Consider the following 25800-nt stretch of genomic DNA (forward strand, 5'->3'; position numbering starts at 1 on the left):
TTGGACCCTCTGGTGTCTCTCGTCTCCCTCTCGAGTGACACCTGCATCACCTTTTGGACCCCCTGGTGTCTCTCGTTTCTCGCTCGAGTGACACCTGCATCGCATTTTTGGCCTCCTGGTGTCTCTCGTTTCTCGCTCGAGTGACACCTGCATCGCATTTTTGGCCTCCTGGTGTCTCTCGTCTCCCTCTCGAGTGACACCTGCATCACCTTTTGGACCCTCTGGTGTCTCTCGTTTCTCGCTCGAGTGACACCTGCATCGCATTTTTGACCTCCTGGTGTCTCTCGTATTCCTCTCGAGTGACACCTGAACCCCTTTTTGGCCCTTCTGGTGTCCCTCGTATTTCGCTTGAGGGACACCTGCATCGCATTTTTGACCTCCTGGTGTCCCTCGTCTCCCTCTCGAGTGACACCTGCATCACCTTTTGGACCCTCTGGTGTCTCTCGTTTCTCGCTCGAGTGACACCTGAACCCCTTTTTGGCCCTTCTGGTGTCCCTCGTATTTCGCTTGAGGGACACCTACACCCCTTTTCGGCCCTTCTGATATCACTCGTTGCCTCTCCGAGTGACACCTGAACCCCTTTTTCGCACTCCAGGTGTCTCTCGTTCCCCTCCCGAGTGCCACCCGCACTCCATATCGCCCCTTCAAATGCCTCTATCCTGAATCTTCCCACTCCCCCTTCCCTACACTTTCCCTTCTATGGTGTCTAAAAAAACAAACCAAAAAGGAGCGGGAAAACCCGCTCCTTGTAGCCATAATATTTAGTTGATTACTGTTGGTAACCGCCGCCGATTTGTTGTTCAGCCATTTGAACTAAACGTTTAGTGATTTCACCACCGACAGATCCGTTAGCGCGTGCAGTTGTGTCTGCACCAAGTTGTACACCAAATTCAGAAGCGATTTCATACTTCATTTGGTCGATTGCTTGTTGAGCTCCAGGAGCTACTAGTTGGTTTGAACTGTTGTTGTTTGCCATGTGTTTTCACCTCCTTGTGAGTATAGAATGTGCGAAAATACATGGCTTCATTCGGATTTATAATTGGTAATTCTTCCTAATGTTTATTACAACAGTTCATCAAAATTGTCTTGTTCTGTCTGCAGCAATCCGCCTTCGATCACTAGTGTTTCGGTTTCCTCCACTGCTTTATTGATCAAGGATTCGAAATCCACAAAGCTTTCATAGTACTGGATTTTTTCCCTTTTCGGCTTGGTTTTCGGAGCTGGCGGCGTAAAGACCGTGCAGCAGTCTTCATATGGAAGTATAGAGATATCATGGGTACCGATTTCCTTTGCAATATCGATGATATCCAGCTTGTCCATTGCAATCAGAGGCCTGAGGACTGGTGTGCTTGTCACCTCATTAATGGCAAGCATGCTTTCTAAGGTCTGGCTTGCTACCTGCCCCAAGCTTTCACCCGTTACAATTCCAAGCCCCTCATGCTGTTCCCTCAGTTTCTCCGTGATTCTGAGCATCATCCTTCTAGTCGATGTCATCGTATAATTCTCAGGGACCTGACTGTGGACGGTCTGCTGGATTTCAGTAAATGGAACAACATGCAGTTTGATGCTCCCGCTGAAAGCAGATAGAGATTTAGCAAGATCGATCACTTTCTGCTTGGCTCTTTCACTGGTAAAAGGAGGACTGTGGAAGTGGACTGCCTCGATCTCTACACCGCGTTTCATTGTTAAATACCCGGCAACCGGACTATCCAGCCCGCCTGAAAGCATCAGCATTGCTTTTCCACTAGCTCCAGCCGGCATTCCGGCTGCTCCCGGATAAATTTCACTGGAGAGATAGGCACCCTCTTTTCTGATTTCCACATTCAGCTTGATATCCGGATTTTTGACATTGACTGTCAATCCCTCCGTATTCTTAAGAACATGTGAACCCACTGCATAATTGATTTCATTGGTATCCAGCTCGAAGGTTTTATCCGCTCTTCTCGCCGCCACTTTGAATGTCCGGCCCTCTGAGAACGATTTTTGGACAAGATTAAGAGCTGCCTCATTAATTTCTTCCATGTCTTTACCGGTTTTCACCACTGGGCTGTAGGATTGAATGCCGAAAACATTGGCCAATCTCTTTAGTGCTTCTTCGCCATTCTCACCATTCAGGTAAATATGGAGTCTGTCCCGGGTAGCACTGATTTTGATATTTGAAAAATCCTTCAGCGTCATCAGGATATTTTCTCTAAGTTTCTTGGTAAACGCTTTGCGGTTCCGCCCTTTTGTTGATATTTCTCCATAGCGGACTAATATTTGATCGTATATCATCTTTTTCTCCTCGTTGTTTCCTCAAGATTTTTCTTTACAGTTTTTAATGCTTTGCACAAACTATCTACTTCTTCTATTGTATTTTCAAATGAAAAACTGACCCGGATGGAAGTATCCAAAAGGGTTTCAGCCACACCCATACCGAGCAATGTCCTTGAAGGCACGTTCTTTTTAGAAGAACAGGCACTGGTCGTCGATACAAAGATATCAAACTCTTCCAGGGCATGAACAAGGATTTCTCCACGGATATCCTGTACCGAAAAATTCACGATATGAGGGGCAGCGGCTTCTGGAGAATGAATAGTAATTCCCTCTGTCTCTTTCAGTTGATCACGCAGATAGGAGTTCAGCTTTTTCATCTCACCAAGTTCTCTCTCGCTTTTTTCGAAATGCAGTCTTAATGCTTTTGCAAAAGAAACAATGCCGCCTGTATTTTCTGTTCCGCTCCTGATCTTTCTTTCCTGTTCACCGCCTGAGAGCAGCGGGGAAATTTCCAAGCCTTCCTGAATATATAACATCCCGGTCCCTTTCAATCCATGAATCTTATGGCCGGAAATAGAGCAAAGATTTACTCTTGACTCATAAAAGGATAGCGGAACTTTTCCTAACCCCTGGATGTGGTCGACATGAAAGATGATTTTTGGAAATGCATGAAGGGCGTTTCCGATTTCCTCAATGGGCTGAATGCTTCCGACTTCATTGTTAACATGCATAATGGAGACCAAGATGGTTTCATCTTTGATAGCGTCCACGACATCCTCTACTTTTACACAGCCAGTTGAATCAACCGGCAAATAGGTAATAGTGAAGCCTAGTCTCTCTAGTTGTCCGCATGTTTCAAGGATGGACGGATGTTCAATGGCAGAGGTGATGATATGCCTGCCTCGATTTCGATACTGAAGCGCTGTTCCTTTCAAGGCAAGATTGTTGGATTCTGTTCCCCCTGAAGTAAAAAACACTTCCGTTTCTTTAATACCGAGCAAACCCGCAACCTGTTTTCTTGATTTTGAAATCAGGGATTCCACTTTTCCGCCAAGTGCATGAATAGAAGAGGGATTGGCAAAATAATCTTCGTTCACTTTTGTGAATGTATGGATTACCTCTTTATATGGTTTAGTCGTTGCACTGTTGTCAAAATAAATCATTCTATATACACCTTCTGATGGTTCAGTTTATTAGGACTGTAAATCAATTGTTTACAAGTGATAATATTATCACAAATTTCCTATTAAAAAAATTTCATTTTTTCATGGCTGCCGGCTTTCCTTCCAAGAAGGCTGGTCTCCATCTGAAAAAAAGCTCGGCAAGACACAAAGAAGGACAAAACCGCCAATGATTTTGTCCCCTGCTTTGCAATCTGAATAAACCCACAAATTCTTTTGCATACAGATCATCGATTCACTTATAGGCGTTTGGTAACCAATGGCTCATAATCATCTGTCTTGCAAACTTCAATTGAATGGTTAACATAGTTATGAATAGAGGTAATGCTATGAGAATTCGCATCAGCTCTGCGGTTATTCACAAAATTATATCGGCTGGTGGCGTAAATTTTATATCCTTTATTTATACAGTAACTTAGAAATTGAGAATCTTCTCCTGTATTGGCGTTAGTAAAATGGCACTCTTCCCACAGTTTCTTCCTGAAAGTTAATGTTGCTCCGCGAATAAAGGTTACATACTTATCTTCAAATCCAGGATAAAAAAGATTTAATGATTTGCTTCCTTCAAAGTAAATAAAAGAAGTGCTTTTCCCAACGACAGCCGCCCCTGTTTCCTCCAAAGCATGTATCTGCTGTTTCAGATAGTAAGGTGAGTAATAGTCGTCATCGTCAAACTTAGAGATGTACGGATGTGCTGCCAGATTAATCCCATAGTTCAAGCATTCCCCCAGCGAAGTATTTTCCGGCAATTGATAGACAGAAACATTAGAGTATGATTCAGCCTTTTCTCGCCACTTATTTATGTCCATATTATCTCTATTTAAAATAACAATCAGTTCCTTCGTTTCCCATTGCTGCCGCCTGAAATTCTCAAACACGTTCTCCATATACTCTTCTCTTATCGTACAGGTAATGATAGAAACCATTGGATCAATATCTCCTTTCTAAAAATCAATCCGCTTCCTTTCAGCATTCACTTTACAATATGCGGTTGCAGGACAAACCGTGTAAGAGCTCCATTGAGTATTGGTGCCCTTTTTGGTTTGAAGCCAGGATAATCGCTTCACCCCTTTTAAGCACTCAGAGGGACTGTCCCTTTCATCGCTTTAGTGGAGCAAAGCACCTTCATTCTTTCTTCCACCAGCAGAAAATCCTCCAGTGCCCATGAGATGTTCTCTCCTTGACTTGTAAGGCAAGTTGCTTTATTTTGGGTAAACAAGAAAAGAGATTCCCCAAGCAACCCTCTTATTATACTGAATTTTTTAACTTTTAATTATTTCGACAATTTACGCTTTTTCTGTGATACTATATAACAGCTTGATTCACCTTGAAGTTTAGGGGGCATGAAACATGAATAGGAAAGCGCTATCATTTAATTTAATATTCACTGTTGGTCTTATGCTGTTTGCTCTGTTCCTTGGTGCTGGAAACATGATTTTCCCGCCATTTTTAGGCCAGCAGGCCGGAGAAAACGTCTGGGTTGGGATTGTCGGGTTTTTGATTACCGGTGTCGGGCTTCCCCTAATGGGAATCATTGCGATTGCCAAAACGGGTGGAGATCTGCAAACACTGGCAAACAGAGTCAATCCTGTTTACGGAGTAGTCTTTACGGTCATTATGTATCTGGCAATCGGCCCTTTCTTCGGGATTCCCCGGACCGGGACGGTCGCTTATGAAATAGGGGTTACTCCCTTCCTGGCAGACGATATCAATAAATATGGATTACCATTGTTCATTTATACGATTGTCTTTTTCGGACTGACTATTTGGCTGGCCATGAATCCCGCAAAGCTTGTTGACAGGATTGGAAAGATTTTGACCCCGGCACTGCTGGCCATTCTAACCATCCTGGTGATTAAGAGTATCCTGACACCTATGGGAGACCTTCAAAGTCCTTCCGGCGCCTATATAGATGGTCCGTTTTTCAAAGGCTTCCTTGAAGGGTACCTCACGATGGATACAATAGCCGCACTTGTGTTTGGAATCGTCATAATTAATACCCTCAGGGAAAAAGGCTATGAATCCAAGGCTCTCATTACAAAAGCCTGTATACTAGCCGGTATCATTGCGGCTGCCGGCCTAGCACTGGTATATGTCTCCCTTGGATATATTGGAGCGACAAGTACAGAAGCAATTGGATTGAAGGAGAACGGGGGAGCCATCCTGTCTGGTTCAGCAAATTATCTGTTTGGACAGATTGGCGCCATCATTTTGGGGCTTGCCATTACTTTCGCATGCCTGACCACTTCGATTGGCCTTGTATCCGCTTGTTCCCAGTACTTTTCAAAGCTGCTTCCAGTTTCATACCGGACGCTGGTCATCGTCATAAGTATTTTCAGTATGACCATTGCGAATATTGGATTAACACAGCTGATTTCCGTCTCACTGCCGGTCTTGATCGTCATCTATCCTCTCGCCATCGTGCTCATACTCCTTTCATTCATGCATAACTGGTTCAACGGTTATTCAGGGGTATACATCGGGGCTTTGATATCTACTTTCCTGATCAGCTTTATTGATGGTTTAAAAACCGCAGGAATTGAGTTCTCAGGCTTAAACAACACCTTAAGCTTTCTGCCTCTATTCACTGAGGGGGTCGGATGGCTGCTGCCGGCGGTTATAGGAAGCATCCTCGGCTTCCTGATCTCTACTGGCATAGGAGAAAAAAAGAAACCAGTATAAGTAGAAAAGCTTCAGCGCCTCGATCAGCCCCGACAGGCAAATGTCCTCAGAGAAAAAAAGACGCTCTTTCCTTTTATTCTCTGAGGGTTATTTGACCCCGAGGGGCTAGGCGCTGAAGCTGGACGGAACAAAAGCTTCAGCGCCTCGATCAGCCCCGACAGGCAAATGTTCCTCAGAGAAAAAAAGACGCTCTTTCCTTTTATTCTCTGAGGGTTATTTGACCCCGAGGGGCTAGGCGCTGAAGCTGGACATGGATATTATAGCCATAAGTCATCCACAGAGGGTGATTTAAAATTTCTTAAACAATAATAAAAAAATCCCGGGCTGGCTTCCGCCAGTACCGGGATTTTCTTCGTTAACCGTTCAGTTCTTCGTTTACAATGCCTTCAATTCTCTTGATGGCACCTGGTTCGACTTCCTCAATAGCAGTTGCTGCTTGTTCCAAGGCTTCTCTGTAATCAAAACTTCTGAACGCTGACTCTGCTCTTTGAAGCTTCTGGGAGACATCACCATACTTGCTGCGGTAGCGATTTCCATACTGGATCACCTTTTCGGCAAGCATGACGGTTTCAATCAGGTCTGATGTCTTTTTGTAAAAGTGATCGACCGTATCCACAGCTTTTTCTAAATACTTCTGAACAACAGGCATATTGAGCGGCTTCTCTTCCAATGCACGAACAACCTCAATGATATTCTTATGCGCCTCCTCGAGAAGGGCATTATAGTCAGTAGGAAGACCAGGTACGTTACTTTTGGAAATCATTCGGCTCGCTTCCCCGATTTTCTTTTTAAGCTCCGCGACCTTTTCCTTAGCTTCAATTTCTTCTTTTCGAAGAGCCTGCAGTTTTTCAGAGAAAGCGGCTTGCTCGCTTTTAATCAGCTGAAGCTGCTGATTGATATCCTGCAGCTCTTCGCTTAAATAGGAATAAGCAGACTCGTTTTCATCCACCTTTTCCTGAAGCTGCTGAAAACGTTTAAACAAGGTATTGATTTTTTTATCGAGCCCGACCGGAACCTGCAGATCTTCATCTCTAAGATGGTAGCCCTGCTGAACGAATTCAGTTTCCAGCTTGATTTCTTTGTTGACCGCTTTAATATTTTCCAGCAGCTCGGAAGACTGCTCTTCATTTTGCAGGACAAAGTGCTTTGCAAGAACTTCTTTTTCAAGCAAGTCATACAATTGTTCGACATTTGCCTTCATGCGGTCAACTTCATCTGCTGCCTTATCGGTTTGCAGCTTCTCGAGTGAGTCAAGGCAGGCAGCCAATTCTTCCCGCAATCTTGAGATTTCCGTATTGATGCCAAGATGCTTCAATACATATCCTTGAGCTTCCATCTCTTTAAATCCTGCCTCAACTTCGCTAAGCTGAGTAGGAAGTGAATTCTGGCAGGCTGTCAGCAAATCGGGGATGGATTCCATCTTATTGACGATGTCCTGGATATCAGCCGTCAAGCCCAAGACCAGCTCTCTCGCTTCCAAATAGTTGCCTTCTTCAGTCAGCTTATTGAAATTCTCAATTCTTTCCGACATTTCATCCAGCTTTGCCTCAAGTCCGTATGCTGCTTTTCCATACGTATGGCGGTGGGCAAGCAATGCCTTCCTGCTTTTTCGGAAGCCCTCCCGCAGCTCTTCAATCTCAAGCCTGTTCTTTTCTTCACTGCCGACAAGCTCTTCTACTTCCGAGTGGATCCTTTCCATCTTGTCTTCTGTCTGGTTCAGGATTTCTTCTATCCTCGCAAGAACCTCTTTGGCAGAACCAAAGCGAAACTTATCGATATACTCTTCTGACTCGAACAGGCGCTCTTCTACTTCAGGAAGATCCACTGTGACAATGTCATCCCAGCCTTTGCGCCATTTTTCAAAGAGTTCTTCTGTCTGGCCAGTCATGTTAAGCTGCTTCACCTTGGACAGTTCATCCAGGATGGGCCTGTTCATGATGTCGACCTTCCAGGATTCAAGCCGGTCAACGTGATGGTAGTATTTTCTTCTTATAAAAAAACCGATGATAAATAGGATAATGAATAATATAATTCCTCCGATGATAAATTCCATCGTAAGCCCCCTGCTTCTTCAACTTTATCTGCTCTATGTAAAAACTGTAAAATCTCACAACATAGCTTTTCTTATGATACCATGATAACGACAATTTTTGACGATTTATTTGCAATTTTTCCTCTTCTGATAGAAGTTTCGTTATAAAAGCTACCTATTTGGCAAATTTATTGGTATTTTACTATTATATATGGATATGACAGTAAAAGGAAATGAGGGATTACATGAAAATCGACGGACATATTCACAGCCCCTATTGCCCCCACGGGACCAAAGATACATTTTATGAATATATTAACCGGGCCATTGAGCTGGGGTATGATGAAATCACCTTCACGGAGCATGCGCCTCTTCCGGAAGGATTCGAGGATCCCGTACCTGATAAAGACAGTGGGATGAAGAAGGACTACTTGAAAGAGTACCTCAGGGATTTAGAAGAACTAAAGAAGGAATTCCAAAATATAATCACCATTAAAAGCGGATTGGAAATTGATTATATAGAAGGATACGAGGCAGAAACCAAACAATTCCTCGATACCTACGGCCCCCTGTTAGATGACAGCCTTCTTTCGGTCCACTTTCTGCTCAAAGACGGAACCTATGACTGCCTTGATTTCAGCAGCGGAAACTTCGAAAAAATGATTGAAGTCTACGGCTCTGTTGATAGTATTCATCAAACCTACTATACAACGGTATTAAAATCAGTCACAGCAGACCTTGGTAATTATAAACCGAACCGGATTGGGCACATCACACTGGCCGATAAGTTCAAAAAGGATTTCCCTCCCAAGGAATCGTTCCAAAAGAAAATAGACGAAATCCTGAAGGAAGTCGCCAAGTGTGGAATGGAATTGGATTATAACGGTGCAGGATTTTTCAAAAAGGGCTGCGGTGTCTCTTATCCGCCTCCAGAAGTTGCCCGCCAAGCTATGCAAATGGGAATCCCTCTTGTTTATGGTTCTGATGCACATCAAGCGAAGGACCTGAATCAAGGCAGGAACCTAATGAATCTATAAGGTCGAGACCCTGGGTACTGCACTCCTGATCAACAGGCATTGGTCGATCCATTGCTCCAGTGATGTAAAATACCGGTCCACAAAGTGCTGTTCCTGAGGATACACATGCCATACTTCCCTTAGATATTGGCTGTTGAGGAATGGCATGGACATCATCGACTTCAACTGTATAATAAAAATGCTTACCGGCATCGACGTGAACCGATTTTGATCGAGTCCCATTTCAAAAAAGCGTTTCAGCAAGTAGCGCTCTTTCATTAAGTAAGAAGAAATAATCTCGCGGACAACCTGGGAATCGATGGAGATTTCCCTCCAGACAAAACGAGCGAGAAGGTGGTTTTCACTTTGAAACTGAAGAACATTGAAAACAGCTCTCTTCAAACATTCATCTGCAGGGGTGTAATCCAATTTATCGGATTCCCTTTCAAGACACTCTAAATAAGATTCAAAAAAACGGGTGAAACAGGATTCAAGCAATCCTTGTTTGCCGTTAAAATGGTAGGAGATATTGGCAGCATTGACCGATGCTTTTTTAGCAATATCCCTCACTGACGTACCGCTATATCCTTTAGTATTAAATAGTGAAACAGCAGATAAGAGAATATTTTCTTTAGTCAGTCCCAGCGCAGCAGGTTTTCCCATGTTCTCACTACTTTCGAATTTATTAGTTGAATCACCAATGGAAATATGCTAAAAATGGTTCATCAGGATGGTCAGCAGACTAGCGACATTTAATAAAAGCGAATCTGTTTCTTACTAAATAAAACATTCGGGATGGCAGCTGATATTCCTTTATGTATTTCTCGACACATTCCTGCTCAACTTGTAGGAATTCCTAGAATTAAAGCTATTTAAATCAAAACCTGTAGAAATGAGGGAGTTCCATGTTTCAAACTTCTATGTACCGAGGTACCCGCGAAGAAAATTACGACCTGGTCATCAAGCAATTGCATGCCCTGTTAGAAGGAGAAAGCAACCAAATCGCCAACTTGAGCAACGCCTCTGCATTGCTCAACCAATTTCTGGACCGCATCAACTGGGTCGGCTTTTACCTCATGGAAGACGGCGAGCTTGTACTAGGGCCATTCCAAGGACTTCCAGCATGTGTTCGAATCGCAGTAGGACGAGGAGTTTGCGGCTCTGCAGCAAAAGACCGCGAAACTTACTTAGTAGAGGATGTCCACGCTTTCCCTGGCCACATCGCCTGCGATGCAGCCTCCCAGTCTGAAATTGTCGTACCCATCCTTAAAGATGGTGAGTTGATCGGTGTCCTTGATATCGACAGCCCTGAAAAAAGCAGATTTGATGAAACAGACAAAATTAAGCTGGAAGCGTTTGTTTCCGCATTAGTTCAATATATTTAATGAGCAGAAAGCCGGGATTTGAGATTCCGGCTTTTTTTGTGGTATCGCACGAGTGTTTGTAACAAGTTGGCATACATGAGGTGCATACTCTGCTTCAAGCTCTTCTTGTGAGGGGAATTATCCCGGAAGCGAAGTAAAAGTGGATTAGATTCTCTTGAGGAAGTTTTTAACCCTAGTGGTTTCTAACATACGGGGATTCAATGCCGGCTGACTGCATCGATTGCTGAATATCCTGATTCCATGCAGCCAGCACCCGCCATCGCTCTGTCATTCATAAGCTAAGCCTCTGCAAAGTTTATCCTCACCTCCATAGGGGAAAATTCATTAGTATATGACACTTCAGAGGAGGATCAGTATGCAGAACAAGAATGTAGAAACGTTGTATTTTGAAGAAAGCGGCTCGATCCCCAACAATCCGGATCTGCCAGTCCTTTTCTATAAGGGAGCTCTCAAAGATGACCCTGAAAAGGCAGAACTTCTTTTCAATGACAACAATTGGAGAAACAGCTGGCAGGGCGGCGTATTTGATTATCATCATTTCCACAGCAATACCCATGAGGTCCTTGGGGTTGTCAGCGGCTCCGCAAAGCTGATTGTAGGTGGAGAGAGCGGCAAGACGATAGAAGTGAAGCCGGGTGATGTAATTGTGCTGCCAGCGGGTACCGGGCATAAAAGGTTGAGTTCTACTGAAGACTTCCAAGTTGCCGGTGCTTATCCCAATGGCAAAGATCATAATTTGAAGACGGATGAAAACAATGGAAGAACACAGCTGTTGATTGAAATCAAAGAGGTCGAGGTTCCCTCCAAAGATCCCGTTCACGGAGAAAACGGCCCGCTGCTTTCTCTATGGAAAAAGGATGAATAGCTAAAAAACACCCGAGCTTTTCGAGAGCACTGAAAATCTACCGAATTTTATAGGTTACTTGCTTTAACCTAAGATAAAGTCAACTATCCTTCCTTAAAGAGGAAGAAAGGTTGACTTTTTTCTTGCTCTCTATCCTGCATCAGCTTTAAAATCCTTTGGTGTTTTTTATTTGCCTGCCACTGCTGGAAAGATAGAAGGGTGCTAATTAAAGGCAGTGACCGATGGTGCTTAACTATGTAGTTCAGTGTTTTGGATAGTAAATAGAGGAAAGAGATTCCCTTATTTCTTACAAAACTCTAAGAAAAGCTAAAATAGCGGAATAAATTTTCCTTAATTAGCTAAATACGCTTGAAAATTGTGCTTTTTATTATATAAAGGAAAAAAGTTCCTCAATTTTCCCCGTAATAAGCTTGAAATTGAAGATAAGGGAAAAAAGTTCCCTTATTTACAGCTGATTACCCAATTAAGAGAATGACTGGACAATTTCTCTCTAAAGCCCATTATATTATTCACCCAACCAAGCGGAGTGGGCCTCCTCAACAAAAAACCAGCACTCTTTCATAGGCTTTTATGAAAAAGCAGAATCGCTCTCTGAAGTGAGCGATTCTGCCTTTAAACTAATTGTCGGACTTGTTCAGTGTCCTCAGCTTTTCGGGTGTTTTTTCACATTAATCATAGATCTTTTTCAAAGGTTTGACTGCAGGCCCTTCAATCACATCTCCGCAAGCAGAGAAACGGCTGCCATGGCATGGACAGTCCCATGATTTTTCGGCGGTGTTCCACCCCAGTTCACATCCCATATGAGTACAGGTCGTATCCACGACTGTAACTTCCCCGTTCGCATTCCGGTAGGCTCCAGCTCTCTTACCGTCTAAAGTTATCACACCACCTTCACCGTTCTCTAACTCTTCAAGTTTTCTGTCGTGTTTATCGAGCTTGCCTTTTACAAACTCTTTAGCTACATCGGCATTTTCTTTGATGAAATTTTTCACGCTTGGATTTGCATTAAAGCGGGAAGGGGCGAATAGTTCTTTAAAGCGGTTCTCCCTTCCAAGTATATAGTCTGTGAGCAGCAATGCAGCCGCCGTTCCATTTGTCATCCCCCACTTAGCATAACCAGTCGCCACAAGAGTGTTTTTCTCGTGTGCTGTGACAGGACCGATATACGGAACTTGATCCAAGGTAGTCAAATCCTGAGCGGACCAGCGATAAGGAAATTCTTTGGCGGAAAAATGCTGTACTGCAAAATCCCTAAGATTTTCATAATGCTCGGTGGTGTCTCCTCCCTGACCGCTTTTATGGCTGTCTCCGCCAAACAAAATCATTCTGCCGCCATTGGAATCTGTAGTATATCTTATAGACCGCTTCGGCTGATCGGCACTGAGGTACATCCCTTCAGGAATTTCGCTGTCTGTTTTGGCTGCAAGGATATAGGACCTTTCTATATCGAGCCTTGAAAAGTAAAGGCCTTTAAAGTCATTGATTGGAAAATGAGTACTTACAATTACTTTTTCAGAGGTAATTTCCCCTCCATCCTCTGTCAGGACTTCGACAGGGCTGTCACCGCTGACTTTTGTCACTCTTGTATGTTCAAAAATCAAACCTCCATTCGCCTTGATTTCACCCAGAAGCGGAAGTAAAAACTTCACAGGATGAAATTGAGCTTGATTATTTAATTTAAGTGCGTTCTTCACTTCGAAAGGAAGTTCTGTTTCCGTAGTCAATTCTCCAGGAATGTTCAGCTTCTTATAAGCTTCTGCTTCTTTAATAATCTGATCTGAACCTTTATCTGTTTGAGCATAGACATATGAGGGCTGAGTCGTGAATTCACATGAAATGCCCAGTTCTTCGGTCAGGCTTTTTAAAAAATTCATGGCTTCATCATTGGCCTGGTAATATAAGGATGCCTTTTCTTCACCATGATGTTTGATCAGATCATCATACATCAATCCATGTTGAGTAGAGATTTTGGCTGTTGTATATCCTGTAGTACCATTAATCACTTTCCCGCTTTCGACAAGCGCTACCTTTTTGCCTTCCCTCGAAAGCAAGTAGGCCGCGATAATCCCGGTAATCCCTGCTCCAACAATTGTTACGTCCACCTGAAGACTTTCATTTGCAAGTTTATCGTATGGAAGTCCCCTCTCTTCGGCTGCTTTCCGCCAGTATGAATAAGACTCCCTTGGTATCTTCTGCTCATTCATTTAAGTATTACCTCCCAAATATCTGATACAGATTACTTACCCAATAATACTTAGAAAATGCCTTTTGAAATGCAGCGCGGGGTGTTGAGGTGGGCAGTAAATGTGCTTGAGTCAATCTGAATTATAAATTTCCGGCTTTTGAGAGGGGCATCTGGAGGATGTCTTTTATAGTCTCTTTTCGAAAAATTTGTTGCTATTCGCTACTAATTCCGAGGAATATCAATCTCAATAAGGAAAAAATAAGGTAATATCGAAAAGAAAAGTGCTGCATTTCCCCGATAATATATAAAACTCTTAGTATCCAGGGAAAATCCGCCTCTTGGGATTTTTTCGAAAGCTACAATTTATGCGAAAATAACCTTTTCATAAGAGTGCGAGTTTTCATCTATGCTGCGCCGAGCTGGACAGGTAAGCGGGGGACGTCATCCCAGGATTTTTCTCTTTTGATGTACCTCGCCGGGCGAGCGAACTGCATCAATCTCAAGAAATTCCTATTTCAATATACTCTACTGAACAAACAGCCTCTATCCCGTGAACCCCAGCTAAATACCCCGCTTTCCTTCACAAAGATTCTCACAACACAAAAAAACCAGAACCCTGGAGGCTCCGGTTGAAATTTTCTATTGTACCTTATTAAGTGCTTGCATTATATCGTCACGTATATCTTCCCAAGCTTCAAGACCTACTGAAACCCTCAAAAGAGTATCCGTTATGCCCATCTTTTCTCTTGATGCTTCCGGAACGACCGCATGTGTCATGGTGGCCGGGTGCTGAATCAGTGTTTCGGCATCGCCCAGGCTGACTGCAATCTTGATCAGCTTCAGTTCATTCATGAATCTCTGTGCTGTTTCTTTTGTTCCTTTAAGGGTGAATGCAATCAATCCACCCGGTTTGCTCATTTGTTTTTTCATCGTTTCATAATTTGGGTTGTCAGGGTCTCCCGGGTAATACAGTTTATCTACTCCAGGCTGCTCTTTTAAGAAAGCGGCAATCTTTTCAGCATTTTCACAATGACGGTCCATCCTTACAGGCAGGGTTTTCAATCCTCTAAGCAGCAGCCAGGCATCGAACGGGGAGATGACTCCTCCGATATCTTTTTGGGTAGTCATTCGGATGTGATCCATCAGATCTTTTTTTCCCGCAACGATTCCTGCAATCACGTCGCCATGGCCGCAAATGTATTTGGTGGCACTGTGAATGATGATGTCACAACCTAAATCAAGAGGCTTTTGCAGATAAGGCGATGAAAAAGTATTATCCACTATGACTGGTATTCCCTTTTCCTTTGCAATGGAAGCGACCATTTCAAGGTCAATCAACTTCATTGTTGGGTTGATTGGTGTTTCGACATAAATACAAACTGTTTCAGGCTTAATACTGTTTCTGATTTCTTCTGCACTCTCCATTGCAGAGAAATCATGTGTAATATTATATTTCTCTTCCATCAAGTTCAACAAACCGAATGTACAGCCATAAACCCCTTGGGAACAGAGGATATGATCATTTGCTTTTGTAAGTGATAATAAAACAGCAGATACTGCAGCCATTCCGGATCCGAATGCCAGAGCACCTTCTCCATTTTCCAGTGCAGCCATCCGCTCTTCAAGTATGGAAACAGTCGGATTTCCAAGACGGGAATAAATATATCCTGCCTCTTCCCCGGCAAACCTTCTTTCCCCCTGCTGGGCATCCTTAAATGTGAAAGTGGAAGTTTGATAGAGAGGCGGTGCCAAACTATCTTGATAGTCGACTGAATTGTACCCTTCATGTATCACTTTTGTTTCGAATCTATCATAGTTCTTTGCCAATTTTACTCCCCCTGATCTGTAGTTCATGTTCTTGACCTGTGTATGCTTTCTCTATCCCTTTGTACAGGGTCTACCCGGCGGAATTTAACCGTCCGGCCTATTCATCTCATACGAATTCATTAATAGCATATGACATTTCTTTGGAAAAAGAAAGCGTTTACATAAATATAGTTTTATGCTTCCTCATAAAAATCCCATAAAAAAAAGACCCGAAAACATATCTGTTTTCAAGGTCTTTACTGCTAGTTTAAAATGTTGGCCACTTGATTTTTTCCATTATTCTTCGCGTAGTACATGGATGCGTCCGCTCTTTTGACCAAATCCTTTACGTGATCCTCCTGGCCGCTCTTCCACGATGAGACCCCGCAGGATACTGTCACTGAGGGCTTGGTTCCTTTGGGGATCTGTTCCACAATCCGGGATCCTATGGCAATACCTGATTTCAAATCTATGTGCGGCAGATAAACAGCGAGTTCCTCCCCGCCCCATCTTGCCGCAAAGCCCGCTTCTTTTGATTCTTCCTTCAGGACCTTGGCAACCTGGATAAGAACTTCATCCCCGATTTGGTGTCCGTATGTATCATTTATTTTTTTAAAATTATCTATATCCAAAAGCAGAAGTGCCCCTTGTTCATCCTGATTTATCGCCCTGGCCATTTCTTCATCCAGGTAATTTCTTGAATAAAGCTGCGTCAGGTGATCTGTAATGACCAGTTCTTCCAATTTTTCACGAAGCATCGAGTTGGTTAAGGCAAGCGTAGAATGATGGATAAACGACTGCAGGAGCTTATACATATCAAACGAAAATGAGTAAGGCTCCTTATGAAGCACGATACAAAAACCGATAATAGAGCCATTCTGGATCATCGGAACGGCCATCAGAGAAAGATAAGATAACTCCTTGCCGAACTTGCCGCTGAGGTCCCCAATGAATATCGCTTCTTTATCAGTAAAGATCTTGCGTTTCACATAATTGATGCAAGTCGTCCCTTCAATGCCTCGGAAAAAGGAAGAACTTTCTGTTAGAACCTTGTATTCACCCCTTTTATCGATAAAGACAAATCCGATGGAAGAAGCCTGGAAAGAACGCTTTATTTGTTTTTTTAAGAATGTGAGAGTTTCCGCCATCCTTAAATTTGAATTTAACCTGTGGGACGTCTCGTTGATCAACTGCAGATCTGAAATCAACCTTCTTGACTGCTGGTAGAGTTTTGCGTTTTCAAGAGCGTTTCCAGCCGTATAAGCCAGCAGGCGGACGAACTCTCTTTGATTTTCTGGAAACTTGAATGGAAGGCCCGTTACAACTTCGAGTACACCGTAGACACCCTGCTTTCCTTTTAAAGGGGCGTACAGCGTCAGCTTCTGCTCTGAATAATGATGATCTGTTTCGATCGTTCCATTGACAAAAGCCTCCATGGCAGCAGTGTTGGCCCTATCATAATCAAAATCCTTGATAGGAAGATTTCCATGGTTTTTATCATTATCATTGGAAAGCAGCAGATGAAAATGATAATCCGGAAAGACCCTCGTCAATGTACTGATGATCTGCCCGAGCAATATGTTAATATCCATAGAAGAATGGAAAGCTTCATTCACTTTAAAAAGTTCACGGTAACGATGTTCATCCTCTATTATTTGAAGAAACAAATTCATTTTCTTCAAATAATTGCAGCTGGCAGCGGAGAACTTTTCCAGGACATCTTTGGACAGAGTGAGAATATCATGAGACACAATCCCAGAAGCTAAGAGAATACCACAAGAACCATGCTGATCATCCATCATAAAGGCATAATCAAAGGAGGCAAAGTCACTATGACTGTCTGCTCCTTTAACGCAAACCTCACTGCTGTCCTTGAAAATAGCTTCCAGGACATCAGGAAAAACGGAAACTGGATGATTTCCAGTTGATATTGCCTCTGTAAGATGATAGGAGTTCTCCATCCGCTGGTAAAAAAGGACCGTTTCAGCCTGCAGTGTATCGCGCACTGCTTTCATCCAGCTGAAAAGACACTGACTGGCATTATCGTCTTCTTCATTGAATTCTTCATTCACTAAGTCAAACAATTGGGCTTTATAGCCATTCAGGAAGGATTCATCCTTACGTTCCATCCCGATCACCTGCATGTCCACACAATCATTCTTTTCCATAGCATGTCCCTCATATCCTATCTTTCCTGTTATTTATACCTTGGCCTGCCTGCTTATCAATAAACTAATACCAACTATCTACTATGTATATGTATACTCCGTTTAAGGACTTCCATCATTATCGGTATGCCCAAGAGTCTTGGGTGCACCGATAATGATGAAAAACACTATATTGACTATGAATCTAATCAACAAAATTATATCATAAAGATTTGGATGATTCCTATGTAATATTCTAATTTTACTATTTTTCGCCAGGTCAAAACTTTCTCCTTTCTAAAAGGACGGACTTCTATGCACTTCATTAATATGAGCATCATTTACTGCTATTGAATAAACAGTTGATTTTTGCTGCAAATGCACAACTCCGGAGGGCATGAAAGTCTAGGAAATAAAACTGCCGTTTAGCAGGAAAAAAAATAGACAACAAATCAAAACGAGAATTCCCCCTTGACTTCCTCTGTTTAAAATCATATAATATTCTTTGTGTAAAATAAATGCAGCCTTTGTGATGTCCTTTTTGCTGTATTTTGTTCCTCTCGAACGAGGTGTATCTTGTAACTCTCTGCTGCTGGAGCGAAGGTACATGAAAACATAATACTCATGATTGTTAATTCACACACGGTTTTTATTTTACAACTAAATAAAAACACGAAGGAGGAGTCTTCAATGGCTCGTTATACTGGCCCTAGCTGGAAATTATCCCGCCGTCTTGGAATCTCTCTAAGCGGAACAGGTAAAGAATTAGAAAAGCGTCCTTACGCTCCTGGACAACATGGTCCTAACCAACGCAAAAAAATCTCTGAGTATGGTTTACAATTACAAGAGAAGCAAAAGCTTCGTCATATGTATGGAGTGACTGAGCGTCAATTCCGTAACCTATTCGACAGAGCAGGAAAAATGCAAGGTAAACACGGTGAAAACTTCATGGCACTTCTTGAAGCCCGCCTTGATAACGTTGTTTATCGTCTTGGTTTGGCTCGTACTCGCCGCCAAGCACGCCAGCTTGTTAACCACGGACACGTTACAGTTGATGGATCTCGCGTAGATATCCCATCTTACCGTCTGTCTGCTGGACAAACAATCTCAGTTCGTGAAAAATCACGCAACCTTAACATCGTTAAAGAAGCTCTTGAAGTGAACAGCTTTGTTCCTGACTTTTTGACTTTCGATGCTGACAAGCTTGAAGGTTCATTCACTCGCTTACCAGAGCGTTCTGAACTTCCTGCTGAAATTAACGAAGCTCTTATCGTTGAGTTCTACTCTCGTTAATCTTTCAAAACCCTTTCCCTTTTGGGGAAGGGTTTTTTTATTCTGGAGAATTCAAGTCTGCTTCCTCATATAATTTCTTGGAATAGAAGATCCGTGAAGGCCCCCCTTAATACTTCTTTTACTTTAATGCTCCGTTAGCCGAAGATTTTGTTACATAACCAAGGCGAAGGGCTGTTTGTTCGCCAAACGCCCCTTCTACTCAAATAAAAGACTGCACTTTGATTTTTTCCCACTCATTTCTCAAGATACCCATCTTAATGGCATCAAAGTATTCTCCATTAACCATTCTGGCATCTCTGATTCTTGCTTCTTCTTTCATTCCTAATTTTTCTGCTACCTTTACCATTCTTGTGTTACCTGACCAAGTTGACATTCCCAGTCTGTGCAGGTCAGTAGATGTAAAAAGATAATCAACCCATAGTTTGTATGCTTCTGAACCATAACCGCCGTTCCAATAATTATTGTCATAAATAACGATTCCTGTTTCCAGCCAGTTGGTGTTTCTATCTACCCAATAGGACCCGACGTAACCAACGGCTTTTCCCTCGCATTTGATAACAAGAGCAGCAGGAAATCCAGTGAAAATTTCTTGCTCCCACTCGGTACGGTACTCTTCTTTAGATTTCTTTTCTTCAGGAATATAAGGTCCATTCCACTTTTTTGCTTCCTGTTCTTTTTCTTCAAACTTCCAAAAATATAACTTTGCAATATCTTCTGTTGTTGCTTCTTTTAAAACAACTTTGTCACCATTAAGCTCAAGCATAGTTAAAAACTCTCCCTTTATTTTATCTGCGTAGCAATTTTACCATTATTTTCTCATTCTATTAACCTGCCCAATCGTTGAAGAGTAAAAGTTAGTTATCAGACTTTTCTCCCCATTAACAAATCCTTTACCTGTTCAACAGTTTGGACAATATACGTAGGATCGGATTGACTTATTTCCTCAAGTGAGCCATATCCATAAGTTACTCCTATAGAATCAATACCCATATTTTTTGCTCCAATAATATCATGCTTGCGGTCACCAATCATAATAAAGTCATCCGGCTGATGACCTTTATACTTATCTAGTATGTATTGAATAATGTCAGTCTTTGAAGTTCTTGTTCCATCAAGATTGCTGCCAACAATAAGATCAAAATACTGGTCAATATTGAAATATTTCAGTATTTGTTCAGAGAATACTGTAGGCTTGGAAGTAGCAACAACTAAAGTATGTTTTTGTTCTTTTAATGATTTTAGGAGCAAAGGTATATTTGAATATAACTTATTCTCAAACATCCCCTTTTCCTTAAACCTTTGCCGATAAAAATGGATTGCTTTTTGTGTATCTTTCTCATCAAAATCGTAATATTCAACAAATGAAACTTGTAATGGTGGACCAATAAAACATTTAAGTTTATCGAAATCACCCTCAACAATACCCATTTTTTTTAATGAGTATTGAACCGATTTAGTAATACCTACTTTCGGGTCTGAAATTGTCCCGTCCAAATCAAATAAAATGATCTTGTATTTGTCCATATTAATCTCCCTTTAATTGAACCAATTCCCCATCTAATTTTATCATAATAATTTTATGAAAATTCAAACTCTTATTCTGTTAAATGGCTCTTTAGTTGAATATTCATTTTCTATAAGTGGCCACTTTATTCTTCCAAACGGCAAATAATTTTGACCCCATAATATATCTTATATCTGCTCTTAGTGATTTGTTTTGCAGTAGTCATTGTTAAGAATTTAATCCTCTAACTAAAAAAAGGAGTGCCAAAATCAAAAAGACTTGGCACTCCTTTTATCGTAAGTTTTCCTTAAGAGTATTGAATCATAAAATATTTCTTCTTCCCTCTTCTGATGATGGTGAACTGGTCATCGATCCGGTCTGATTCAGACATGACGTGCTGAAGATCGGTTGTACGGTCACCGTTGATATAAATAGCTCCGTTCCCGATATCTTCTCTTGCCTGTCTTTTGGAAGAAGCAATTTTATTATTTACAAGAAGGTCCACAAGGTTGATTTCCTCGTCCTTGGCTTGTGTAAAGGATGGGACATCCTTGAAGCCCTGCTTGATTTCTGCAGAAGAGAGTTCTTTGATGTTCCCGCTGAACAATGCTTCTGTAATTTTGATCGCCTGGGCCAAAGCTTCTTCTCCGTGAATCAGCTTTGTCATTTCTTCTGCCAGTGTCTTCTGAGCCTTGCGCAGATGAGGTTCTGTCTCGACTGCTTGTGCCAATCCTTCGATTTCTTCATGAGTCAGGAATGTGAAGTATTTAAGGTACTTAATGACATCCGCATCTGCTGTATTGATCCAGAACTGATAAAATTCGTAAGGAGATGTTTTTTCAGGATCAAGCCAAATTGCGCCGCTTTCTGTTTTTCCAAATTTGGTTCCGTCAGCTTTTGTCACAAGCGGGATGGTGAAACCGAATGCTTTGGATTCTTCTTCTCTCGTACGTCTGATCAGTTCCAACCCTGTAGTGATGTTCCCCCACTGATCGCTGCCGCCGATTTGCAGCTTGCAGTTATAGTTTTCATACAAGTGGTTGAAGTCCATCGCCTGTAAAATGGTGTACGTGAACTCTGTGTAGGAAATACCGGTTTCCAAACGCGATGAAATTGTGTCTTTTGCAAGCATATAATTGACGCCGATATGCTTTCCGAAGTCACGAAGGAACGTGACCATATCCATCGGTCCGATCCAGTCGAAGTTATTGACCATTACCGCGCCATTTTCACCTTGGAAATCAAAAATGCTTTTCAGCTGCTCCTTAATGCTTTCCACATTGTGCTGAATCGATTCCACTGTCTGCAATTTTCTCTCTTCACTTTTCCCGCTTGGATCTCCAATCAGTCCAGTTGCTCCTCCGACAAGCACAAGTGGACGATGGCCATGATTTTGAAAACGTCTCAATGTTAAAAATGGTAGCAGATGTCCGATGTGCATGCTGTCTGCAGTAGGATCGATTCCGCAGTAAATAGAGATTTTTTCTTTGTCTAAAAGGGTTTTTAATCCTTCTTCATCTGTCTGCTGATAGGTTATTCCGCGCCACTCTAAATCTTTTAATAAGTCCAATTCAATCTTCCTCCTGGTATTTATTTATTTTTTCGCAAAGGGAGAATTTCTCCAAGACAAAAGCGCAAGCGCCTTGGTCAGCCCCGACAGGCAAATGTTCCTCAGAGAAAAAAAGGCGCACTTTCCTTTTATTCTCTGAGGGTTATTTGACCCCGAGGGGCTTGGCGCTGAAGCTGGACGTGGATAACTTAGCTATAATTTATCCACAGAGGGTGACTTTAAGATTTCCTAAACAACAAAAAAAACGCCTCTGCCAATGCAGGGACGTTTATCACGCGGTACCACCCAACTTAAGGACACAAGTATCCTTCACTCTACAGAATAACGGTTTTCCCGTTTGCCGCTAAAGGACTTTTTCGTCTTTCACAGCAAAAGCTCGAGGAGGTAATTCATCACGTTATATATGTCAGTTTTCACCTGCCACTGACTCTCTGGGATAGGGATAACGAGACTACTTGTTCCTGTCTAAGCGATTTCATTATGAAACTTTTTCAGATACCCCTTTTTTATCATAGTTATATCCTCTTTGTCAATTTCGCTGTTGAAATTCCTTTTGGGAGCCTTCAATTTTATTACTCAAAGCTGATTGTATTATTCCTGTTTATTTATATAGGGAAAATATACCACGTTTACTGCTCCATTGATTTTTCATGGTTCGCGGCCAGCCTCCCTATAAATTCCTAATTAAGGTCTTCACACGGTCGAAATATGCTATAATATAGTTGATTTTAGGAGGAGTGAATATATGAAGGAAAAATTTCAATCTTTACTGCAGCGATCTCAACCTGTCATCAAGTTTTTTACTAACAATAGATTTTTAAAACGCGCCAGAATTACATACGGTGTACTTTGGAATTTATTATTGATTTTTATTATTTTCGCTGTTCTTGGTACAGCATTCGCAGGCGGTGTCGGTGCTGGATATTTTGCCTCTCTGGTAAAAGAAGAGCCCATCAGGCCATACGACAATATGAAGAAGGATATCTACAACTACGAAGAAACGTCCCAGCTCTATTTTTCCAATGATGTATACCTAGGGAAAATGAGAACCGACTTGGAACGGGAAGAAGTCAGCATAGATGAAGTTTCAGATCACCTGGTGAATGCTCTGATTGCAACAGAGGATGAATACTTTAAAGAGCATAATGGAGTAGTTCCGAAAGCAATCCTTCGGGCTATTGTACAGGAGTTCACGAATTCTGCCTCTCAAACTGGCGGAAGCACCCTGACACAGCAGCTAATCAAGAACCAGATCCTTACGAATGAGGTGTCTTTTGACCGAAAAGCAAAAGAAATCCTCTTGGCGATGAGACTGGAGCGCTTTTTTGAAAAAGAAGAAATCCTTGAGGCCTATTTAAATGTCGCAACACTGGGCCGGAACTCTTCCGGCAGAAATATTGCAGGAGTTAAATCGGCAGCAAAAGGCATATTCGGGGTCGAGCCTAAAGATCTTTCTCTTCCTCAGGCAGCGTTCATTGCAGGCCTTCCGCAAGCTCCATTCTCCTATACTCCTTTCACAAATGGAGGAGAGGTCAAAGAAAACCTGGAGCCTGGAATTGCAAGGATGCAGACGGTGCTGTACCGGATGTTTGAAGAAGGCTATATTACTGAAGAAGAATATGATACAGCCGTCAATCACGATATTGCCAAAGACTTCATTGGCCCTTTACCTTCTGTGAATGATAATTATCCATGGCTGACTGTAGAACTTGAAAGCCGTGCAAAGGACATCATTTCAGTCATCCTGGCTGAACAAGAAGGCTATTCAAAGGACGACCTGGATAACAACGATGAATTATTTGAAAAATACACCACCCTTGCTGACCGTGAAATGAGGCAGCGCGGCTACCAAATTCATTCTACAATCAACAAAGAAATCTATGACAGCATGCAAAAAACAAAAGATGCCTATGAAATGTATGGACAAGAACTTACCAGGACGAAAATTGATCCTGAAACAGGAGAAGAAGTAGAAGTACCTAATCCTGTACAGGTCGGTGCCATCATGATTGAAAACAAAACAGGAAAAATCATCAGTTTTGTCGGCGGAAGGGACTTTGATCTAGAGCAGTCTAACCATGCTACCTATACCATCCGTCAGAACGGTTCAACCATGAAGCCGCTGCTTGTATATGCACCGGCGCTGGAATTCGGAGAAATCGGAGCGGGATCCCCCCTTCCGGACGTTGATATGACGATCATGGGTGGAAACGGAGTTCCTTGGAATCCGCAGAACTATTCATTTGATTACAATGGTTTAATCCCGGCAAGATATGCATTGGCAGAATCGTTGAATATACCTGCTGCACGCTTGTATACAAGAATCTTCAATAAACAGCCGATACAATTCCTTGAAAAAATGGGCTTCTCTACTCTGACCAACAGAGAAAAAGAAAACTACTCTCTTTCTCTTGGGGGTATGGAACGCGGAGTTACCCTTGAAGAAAATACAAATGCCTATACGACGTTTGCTAATGGCGGAAAATTCGTTGATGCCTACATGATTGATAAAATCGTAGACAAAGACGGTAACACGATCTTTCAACATGAAGGTGAATCTGTGGATGTATTCAGTCCTGAGACAGCTTACATGACCATCGATATGATGCGTGATACCTTTGATCACTACGCCGGAACGGGACGGTATGCCAAGACCTTCCTTAACTTCTCATCCGACTGGGCAGGAAAATCAGGAACGACACAGGACTACAAGGATCACTGGTTCATAGGGTCCAATCCAAATATCACGTTCGGAACATGGCTTGGATATGATGATCCGCAATCGATGTACAGAGCCATGGAAACATACGGACACTACGGTTTGAGAAATATCCGTTTATGGTCTTACCTGCTGAATGATGCGCATGATCTTGCACCGGATTTGATTGATCCTGAAGGAGCTTTCCAAGAACCTGAAGGAATCGTAACCAGATCCTTCTGCGGGATCTCCGGGCTTGCGCCATCCGAAGCATGCAGTCAGGCCGGACTTGTCAGAAGCGACTTGTTCAATGCTCAGTATGCACCGAGCAAGACAGATGACAGCCTTCTGAAAAGCCGTTACGTTATGGCTAACGGCAAGAAGTATCTCGCGCTTGATTCAACTCCGGAAGAGTTTTCACAACCAGGGGTTATCTTGAATCCTGACTTTGTGGAAAGCATCCTGAATGGCATTAACGCGGATCCGCGTCAATTGATTCCAGCGGACGATGAAAAATACAAGAACATTCTCGTAGCAGAAAACAAGATCGAAGATGACGGAGCTGCACCGGGAACAGTTAACGCCACTGCTTCCGGAAACAAGATTACCTGGACGGCTTCAGCAAGCAGTGATGTTGTCGGGTATAGAGTCTTCACCGTCAGCGGACAAAAAGTAGCAAGTGTTAAATCTGATTCCGACCTGGTTACATCTGTGGGCAACGGAGAGTATTACGTTGTAGCAGTAGATGTTGCCGGAAAGCAATCAGGAAAATCAAACACCGTAAGAATCGGTCAAGAAAAAGAAGAACCTAAACCTCCTAAAGAGGAAAAGCCAAAACCTGAAAAACCTGAAGAACCTAAACCAGAACCTGGCAATACTGGCGGAGGTAATTCAGGAGATGAAGGCGGCGGGTCTGACTCTGGCAATGAGGGCGGGGGCAGTGATTCCGGATCTGATTCCGGTGATAGCTCAGGCTCTGACTCAGGAGGAAACGAAAGCAGCACCCAAGGATAAAGAATAACAAAAAGCCGGATCCGCCATTACTGCGGATCCGGCTTTTTTCTGTTATAGCGTTTTACCGGGACGAAAAAGGATTCGAGCATTCACCTGTTAAATGCCTTTGTAACACCGTTAGGGTTTCGCTGCAATGCTCCCAAGTCTGGGTACACATCTCCTCTCT

General features: G+C 42.5%; 18 protein-coding genes and 1 other annotated feature. Of the genes, 6 read left to right on the forward strand and 12 right to left on the reverse strand.

The annotated features are described in order from the left end of the window. Positions 1 to 769 precede the first annotated feature (769 nt). From FZC78_RS01655 to FZC78_RS01670, 4 genes are all read right to left on the reverse strand, one after another. Positions 770 to 976: an alpha/beta-type small acid-soluble spore protein gene (locus FZC78_RS01655; RefSeq protein ID WP_148937953.1), complete on the reverse strand. Its 207-nt coding sequence runs from the start codon at positions 974 to 976 to the stop codon at positions 770 to 772. A gap of 86 nt (positions 977 to 1062) precedes the next feature. After that, entirely contained in the window at positions 1063 to 2274 is a 1212-nt protein-coding gene (gene thiI / locus FZC78_RS01660) for a tRNA uracil 4-sulfurtransferase ThiI (RefSeq protein ID WP_148937954.1), read from the reverse strand. Next, positions 2271 to 3419 carry a cysteine desulfurase family protein gene (locus FZC78_RS01665; RefSeq protein ID WP_148937955.1) on the reverse strand — a complete coding sequence of 383 codons (1149 nt, stop codon included), beginning with the start codon at positions 3417 to 3419 and terminating at the stop codon, positions 2271 to 2273. Before FZC78_RS01665 ends, thiI begins: the two co-directional genes overlap by 4 nt. Before the next feature lie 257 nt (positions 3420 to 3676). Next, positions 3677 to 4363 (reverse strand): glycosyltransferase, encoded by a 687-nt coding sequence (locus FZC78_RS01670; protein WP_148937956.1) that lies wholly within the window; start codon positions 4361 to 4363, stop codon positions 3677 to 3679. A 424-nt stretch (positions 4364 to 4787) separates the two neighbouring features. On the opposite strand from FZC78_RS01670, the gene brnQ reads away from it, so the two are divergent. Continuing rightward, positions 4788 to 6119: a branched-chain amino acid transport system II carrier protein gene (gene brnQ / locus FZC78_RS01675; protein WP_148937957.1), complete on the forward strand. Its 1332-nt coding sequence runs from the start codon at positions 4788 to 4790 to the stop codon at positions 6117 to 6119. Between the two features lie 355 nt (positions 6120 to 6474). On the opposite strand, the gene ezrA is transcribed toward brnQ, so the two are convergent. Continuing rightward, positions 6475 to 8172 carry a septation ring formation regulator EzrA gene (ezrA, locus tag FZC78_RS01680; protein ID WP_148937958.1) on the reverse strand — a complete coding sequence of 566 codons (1698 nt, stop codon included), beginning with the start codon at positions 8170 to 8172 and terminating at the stop codon, positions 6475 to 6477. A gap of 224 nt (positions 8173 to 8396) precedes the next feature. On the opposite strand from ezrA, the gene hisJ reads away from it, so the two are divergent. After that, positions 8397 to 9188 carry a histidinol-phosphatase HisJ gene (gene hisJ, locus FZC78_RS01685; protein WP_148937959.1) on the forward strand — a complete coding sequence of 264 codons (792 nt, stop codon included), beginning with the start codon at positions 8397 to 8399 and terminating at the stop codon, positions 9186 to 9188. Here hisJ and refZ read toward each other — a convergent pair. Next, positions 9183 to 9830 (reverse strand): forespore capture DNA-binding protein RefZ, encoded by a 648-nt coding sequence (gene refZ / locus FZC78_RS01690; RefSeq protein WP_148937960.1) that lies wholly within the window; start codon positions 9828 to 9830, stop codon positions 9183 to 9185. The genes hisJ and refZ overlap by 6 nt on opposite strands. A gap of 242 nt (positions 9831 to 10072) precedes the next feature. On the opposite strand from refZ, the gene FZC78_RS01695 reads away from it, so the two are divergent. Continuing rightward, complete coding sequence (locus tag FZC78_RS01695) at positions 10073 to 10552, forward strand: GAF domain-containing protein (RefSeq protein WP_148937961.1); 480 nt, start codon at positions 10073 to 10075, stop codon at positions 10550 to 10552. A 355-nt stretch (positions 10553 to 10907) separates the two neighbouring features. Beyond that, the gene (locus FZC78_RS01700) at positions 10908 to 11417 is read left to right on the forward strand and encodes a cupin domain-containing protein (protein WP_148937962.1); all 510 of its coding nucleotides are present in this window, start codon (positions 10908 to 10910) and stop codon (positions 11415 to 11417) included. Between the two features lie 668 nt (positions 11418 to 12085). Here FZC78_RS01700 and FZC78_RS01705 read toward each other — a convergent pair. The 3 genes from FZC78_RS01705 to FZC78_RS01715 form a co-directional block, all read right to left on the reverse strand. Then, positions 12086 to 13621 (reverse strand): FAD-dependent oxidoreductase, encoded by a 1536-nt coding sequence (locus FZC78_RS01705; protein ID WP_148937963.1) that lies wholly within the window; start codon positions 13619 to 13621, stop codon positions 12086 to 12088. 620 nt (positions 13622 to 14241) lie between these two features. Beyond that, positions 14242 to 15429 carry a methionine gamma-lyase gene (megL, locus tag FZC78_RS01710; protein WP_252183465.1) on the reverse strand — a complete coding sequence of 396 codons (1188 nt, stop codon included), beginning with the start codon at positions 15427 to 15429 and terminating at the stop codon, positions 14242 to 14244. A gap of 242 nt (positions 15430 to 15671) precedes the next feature. Beyond that, positions 15672 to 17576: a sensor domain-containing diguanylate cyclase gene (locus tag FZC78_RS01715; protein WP_148937965.1), complete on the reverse strand. Its 1905-nt coding sequence runs from the start codon at positions 17574 to 17576 to the stop codon at positions 15672 to 15674. Between the two features lie 669 nt (positions 17577 to 18245). Between FZC78_RS01715 and rpsD the strand changes: the two genes are divergently transcribed. Next, a complete protein-coding gene (rpsD, locus tag FZC78_RS01720) occupies positions 18246 to 18848 on the forward strand; it encodes a 30S ribosomal protein S4 (RefSeq protein WP_148937966.1) in 603 nt (200 codons plus the stop codon). A 199-nt stretch (positions 18849 to 19047) separates the two neighbouring features. Here the strand turns inward: rpsD and FZC78_RS01725 are convergent, their stop codons facing one another. The 3 genes from FZC78_RS01725 to tyrS all read right to left on the reverse strand — a co-directional run bounded on the left by FZC78_RS01725 (position 19048) and on the right by tyrS (position 21922). After that, positions 19048 to 19611 (reverse strand): GNAT family N-acetyltransferase, encoded by a 564-nt coding sequence (locus tag FZC78_RS01725; protein ID WP_148937967.1) that lies wholly within the window; start codon positions 19609 to 19611, stop codon positions 19048 to 19050. Positions 19612 to 19709: 98 nt separating this feature from the next. After that, a complete protein-coding gene (locus tag FZC78_RS01730) occupies positions 19710 to 20372 on the reverse strand; it encodes an HAD family hydrolase (protein ID WP_148937968.1) in 663 nt (220 codons plus the stop codon). 287 nt (positions 20373 to 20659) lie between these two features. Further along, positions 20660 to 21922, reverse strand: coding sequence for a tyrosine--tRNA ligase (gene tyrS, locus FZC78_RS01735; RefSeq protein ID WP_148937969.1), 1263 nt, complete (start codon positions 21920 to 21922; stop codon positions 20660 to 20662). Positions 21923 to 22179: 257 nt separating this feature from the next. Beyond that, positions 22180 to 22399, reverse strand: a binding site (T-box leader). Positions 22400 to 22667: 268 nt separating this feature from the next. Here tyrS and FZC78_RS01740 point away from each other — a divergent pair. Then, positions 22668 to 25634, forward strand: a complete 2967-nt coding sequence (locus FZC78_RS01740; RefSeq protein ID WP_148937970.1) for a transglycosylase domain-containing protein — start codon at positions 22668 to 22670, stop codon at positions 25632 to 25634. The last annotated feature ends 166 nt before the right edge of the window (positions 25635 to 25800 follow it).

It is taken from the genome of Rossellomorea vietnamensis (assembly GCF_008180415.1).
Lineage (GTDB): Bacteria > Bacillota > Bacilli > Bacillales > Bacillaceae_B > Rossellomorea > Rossellomorea vietnamensis_C.

Coding starts and splice junctions, on each gene's coding strand:
- refZ (WP_148937960.1), bottom strand. CDS start 9,830: ATGGGAAAACCTGCTGCGCTGGGACTGACTAAAGAAAATATTCTCTTA.
- brnQ (WP_148937957.1), top strand. CDS start 4,788: ATGAATAGGAAAGCGCTATCATTTAATTTAATATTCACTGTTGGTCTT.
- FZC78_RS01725 (WP_148937967.1), bottom strand. CDS start 19,611: ATGCTTGAGCTTAATGGTGACAAAGTTGTTTTAAAAGAAGCAACAACA.
- FZC78_RS01695 (WP_148937961.1), top strand. CDS start 10,073: ATGTTTCAAACTTCTATGTACCGAGGTACCCGCGAAGAAAATTACGAC.
- FZC78_RS01705 (WP_148937963.1), bottom strand. CDS start 13,621: ATGAATGAGCAGAAGATACCAAGGGAGTCTTATTCATACTGGCGGAAA.
- FZC78_RS01670 (WP_148937956.1), bottom strand. CDS start 4,363: ATGGTTTCTATCATTACCTGTACGATAAGAGAAGAGTATATGGAGAAC.
- FZC78_RS01655 (WP_148937953.1), bottom strand. CDS start 976: ATGGCAAACAACAACAGTTCAAACCAACTAGTAGCTCCTGGAGCTCAA.
- hisJ (WP_148937959.1), top strand. CDS start 8,397: ATGAAAATCGACGGACATATTCACAGCCCCTATTGCCCCCACGGGACC.
- rpsD (WP_148937966.1), top strand. CDS start 18,246: ATGGCTCGTTATACTGGCCCTAGCTGGAAATTATCCCGCCGTCTTGGA.
- ezrA (WP_148937958.1), bottom strand. CDS start 8,172: ATGGAATTTATCATCGGAGGAATTATATTATTCATTATCCTATTTATC.
- FZC78_RS01700 (WP_148937962.1), top strand. CDS start 10,908: ATGCAGAACAAGAATGTAGAAACGTTGTATTTTGAAGAAAGCGGCTCG.
- FZC78_RS01715 (WP_148937965.1), bottom strand. CDS start 17,576: ATGGAAAAGAATGATTGTGTGGACATGCAGGTGATCGGGATGGAACGT.
- thiI (WP_148937954.1), bottom strand. CDS start 2,274: ATGATATACGATCAAATATTAGTCCGCTATGGAGAAATATCAACAAAA.
- FZC78_RS01730 (WP_148937968.1), bottom strand. CDS start 20,372: ATGGACAAATACAAGATCATTTTATTTGATTTGGACGGGACAATTTCA.
- FZC78_RS01740 (WP_148937970.1), top strand. CDS start 22,668: ATGAAGGAAAAATTTCAATCTTTACTGCAGCGATCTCAACCTGTCATC.
- FZC78_RS01665 (WP_148937955.1), bottom strand. CDS start 3,419: ATGATTTATTTTGACAACAGTGCAACGACTAAACCATATAAAGAGGTA.